This window comes from Bartonella sp. CL63NXGY (assembly GCF_042194905.1).
Classification (GTDB): Bacteria; Pseudomonadota; Alphaproteobacteria; order Rhizobiales; family Rhizobiaceae; genus Bartonella.
On record NZ_JBHINK010000095.1, the window covers coordinates 419 to 707 of the forward strand.

A 289-nucleotide genomic window follows, 5' to 3' on the forward strand; every position below is an offset into this window, starting at 1 on the left:
GATGCATTGAAACTGCTAACGTATCACTACATTTTATATCCATAATTTAACCCCTTACATTGTTGCTCTATTAGCATTTTAACACAACTATAATTTGACTATCCCCCAAAGAATATGATATATTTTTAATTTTATTTTCATTTTGCTCTTAAAATAGACTATAATTAAAGTCAACGGAGATAAGAAAGGATTGAGAACCATATGACGACAAAAGACAGTCAAATTGTTAAGACCGACTCTTTATACGTAAACCTTGATCGTGGAGTCGCAACTCTTAACCTTAGTCAAG